The organism is Providencia sp. wls1943 (assembly GCF_009706275.1).
In the GTDB taxonomy this organism is placed as follows: Bacteria; Pseudomonadota; Gammaproteobacteria; order Enterobacterales; family Enterobacteriaceae; genus Providencia; species Providencia zhijiangensis.
In genome coordinates this window covers 1-2,998 of the sequence record NZ_WLTU01000013.1, presented here as the reverse complement: position 1 = coordinate 2,998, position 2,998 = coordinate 1, and the positions used below count along the sequence as shown (strand labels likewise).

The 2,998-nt window shown below is 43.5% G+C and carries 4 protein-coding genes; all 4 read left to right on the top strand.

Translation table 11 applies throughout. The features are described 5' to 3' along the window. On the top strand, nt 1-592 hold a 592-nt coding region (locus GKR48_RS05425; RefSeq protein ID WP_154627324.1), incomplete at its 5' end, for a formylglycine-generating enzyme family protein. A 243-nt stretch (nt 593-835) separates the two neighbouring features. Further along, nucleotides 836-1,717: a formylglycine-generating enzyme family protein gene (locus GKR48_RS05420; protein ID WP_154627323.1), complete on the top strand. Its 882-nt coding sequence runs from the start codon at nt 836-838 to the stop codon at nt 1,715-1,717. Nucleotides 1,718-1,933: 216 nt separating this feature from the next. After that, nucleotides 1,934-2,764 (top strand): formylglycine-generating enzyme family protein, encoded by an 831-nt coding sequence (locus GKR48_RS05415; RefSeq protein ID WP_154627322.1) that lies wholly within the window; start codon nt 1,934-1,936, stop codon nt 2,762-2,764. After that, a partial coding sequence (locus tag GKR48_RS05410; RefSeq protein ID WP_154627321.1) for a hypothetical protein occupies nt 2,748-2,998 on the top strand: 251 nt, incomplete at its 3' end. The genes GKR48_RS05415 and GKR48_RS05410, both read left to right, overlap by 17 nt.

The window sequence follows — 2,998 nt, the reverse complement described above, 5'->3', positions numbered from 1 at the left end:
AATGGGCAAATACCGCGTGACGTGGGGGGAGTTTAATCGCTGGCTTGATTTACAGGGGCGAAAACCACTTGCGTTGTACTCCAAGAGAAAAAATAGTGAGGCTGTCGATTGGGAGGAGCTGGGGGATGATTATCCTGCTCAAGTATCATGGCAGGATGCGAAAGCCTATTGTCAATGGCTAGGAGAATTAAGCGGTAAAAAAACCGATTTACCGACGGAGGCACAGTGGGAATATGCCGCCCGCAGCGGCGGGCAATTTTTGATTTACGGGAATAGTGATAATAAGTTGTATTATGATGGAGACCCCAAACGAAACTTTACTGATGGGTTTTCTCCTGTAGGGAATTTTGCACCGAACCCTATCGGACTGTATGACATGATGGGCAATGGGAAGGATTGGGTCAACGATTGGTATAGTGACGATTATTATCAACACTCCCCCGAAGATAATCCACCAGGACCAGAAAGTGGAACAAAAAAAGTGGAGCGCGGTTATCGTGGCAGTGTTGATGGCACATTAACGATCACCCGAGGGGGTAAACTCCCTGACCATGAGTTTGGTAATGGGTTTCGGTGTGTCGAAAATCTATAATCCCATTGAGAGGATTAATATTTTATCCAGTATGCGCTGTAATCGTTCTAGAGCGACAACTTAAATTCAAATATCACCCGGTCATTACCGACAAAACTTAACGGCCTTGTATCAGCAACTGCCCAACAGTCTTGAGGTGCAGCAAAATGTGGATATGAATCAGCAGACACCGTTAAAACAAGTCGATTTTATCTACGTGGACAGTTGTACGCGCGTATTTGTGAACGATAAGGAATTACGATAATGACAAGGACATGGCGTCTCTGCGCTCCCGTGCTGATAGTGATACTCGCTGGGTGTGATAACCCCCCTACCGCAGAACAACAAAAACAAGCTCAACAACTGGTCAATAATACTTTAAATAATATGGTGTTTGTTGAGGGCGGAACTTTTTTAATGGGAGATTTTGGTGGTAAAGATGGTAAATCCAATTTTGTTTATAGTATTAGTAAGGATAATAAATTTACCCATAATGTAACCCTTGATAGTTTCAGCATCTCAAAAAGTAAAGTTTCATGGGGAGAGTATCTTTTATGGATAAATTTAACAAATAAGCCGTTACCTAAAAGTTATATTGCAATAAAAGAGTGGACAAGTTATCCCCCCGCTAAAGAGTTTATTAAAGATAATTATTTAGCCTCCGTTGGTTGGCAAGACGCTAAAGATTATTGCCAATGGATTGGACAGCAAAGTGGTTTACCTGTTGACTTACCTACCGAAGCTCAATGGGAGTATGCGGCTCGTAGTCAAGGTCAATTTATATCCCTTGCAACATATAATCAACAATTCGATACTGAAGTAATGCATAGTTCTCGAGCCTTTGTGCCACTCAATACACGAAAACCAAATCAAATTGGATTATACGATATGATGGGCAATGGATGGGACTGGACCAATGATTGGTACGATGAAAACTATTATTCAGCTTCGCCTAGTAAAAACCCCCAAGGTCCTATCTCAGGAATCAAGAAAGTGGCTCGGGGATCAGCAGGTACTGATATTTTTAAAAATTTAACGATCAACCGCTATGCTATGGAACCAGTTTTAAACGATATCACCATTACAGGGCGAGGCTTTCGCTGCGCAATCCAATCTCCAACCCCTATCCAACCCGTGACTAAATAGCCAGGATATTCTTTAATCAAACATACCCGCGCCCGAGATCCGGATAGAGCCAAGCCATTATCGACAAAATCTGGCGGCGCTGTATCAACAGCTTCCCGATTGTCTTGAAGTTCTGCAAAATACGGATGTAAATCAGCAAGCGCCATTAAAGCAAGTTGAATTTATCTATGTGGACAGTTGTACGCGCGTGTTTGTGAACGATAAGGAGTTACAATAATGACAATGCCATGGCGTCTCTACACGCCTTTACTGATAGTTTTACTTGCCGGGTGTGATAGTGGGCAAAAAGTAGCTGAATCGGCTAAGTTGCGTCAAGCCTCGATGGATAATATGGTTTCTATTCCTGGCGGGCGTTTTCAGATGGGAGATTTTGGACCGTTAGTGGAAGATAAGCTGCCGTATAGTCTTGACCTTTCAACCAAACCTTTGCATTGGGTGTCCTTGTCGGATTTTAAAATGGGCAAATACCGAGTGACGTGGGGAGAGTTTAATCGCTGGTTGGATGTGCAAGGAAGAGAACGCCTTGAATTTTATACGAAGGGTAAAAATAGTGAGGCCGTCGATTGGGAGGAACTGGGGGATGATTATCCTGCAAAAGTTTCATGGCAGGATGCAAAAGATTATTGTCAATGGTTAGGGAAGTCGAATGGCAAAAAAACCGATTTACCGACCGAAGCGCAGTGGGAATATGCCGCCCGCAGCGGCGGACAATTTTTGATTTTCGGTAACAGTGATAATAAGTTGTATCATGATGGAGACCCCAAACGAAACTTTACTGATGGGTACTCTCCTGTAGGGAGTTTTGCCCCTAACCCTATCGAACTGTATGACATGATGGGCAATGGAACGGATTGGGTTAACGATTGGTATAGTGACGATTATTATCAACATTCCCCCGAAGAGGATCCGCAAGGACCGGAAACCGGAACGAAGAGAGTCGTCCGTGGTTATCGTGGCAGCGTTGATGGCACATTAACGATCACTCGGGGCGGTGAACATCCTGACCATGAATTTGGAAATGGGTTTCGGTGTGTCGAAAATCTATAATCCCATTGAGAGGATTAATATTTTATCCAGTATGCGCTGTAATCGTTCGAGAACGACAACTGAAATTCAAATATCACCCGGTCATTACCGACAAAACTTAACGGCCTTGTATCAGCAACTGCCCAACAGTCTTGAGGTGCAGCAAAATGTGGATATGAATCAGCAGACACCGTTAAAACAAGTCGATTTTATCTACGTGGACAGTTGTACGCGCGTATTTGTGAACGATAAGGA

Coding starts and splice junctions, on each gene's coding strand:
- GKR48_RS05420 (WP_154627323.1), top strand. CDS start 836: ATGACAAGGACATGGCGTCTCTGCGCTCCCGTGCTGATAGTGATACTC.
- GKR48_RS05415 (WP_154627322.1), top strand. CDS start 1,934: ATGACAATGCCATGGCGTCTCTACACGCCTTTACTGATAGTTTTACTT.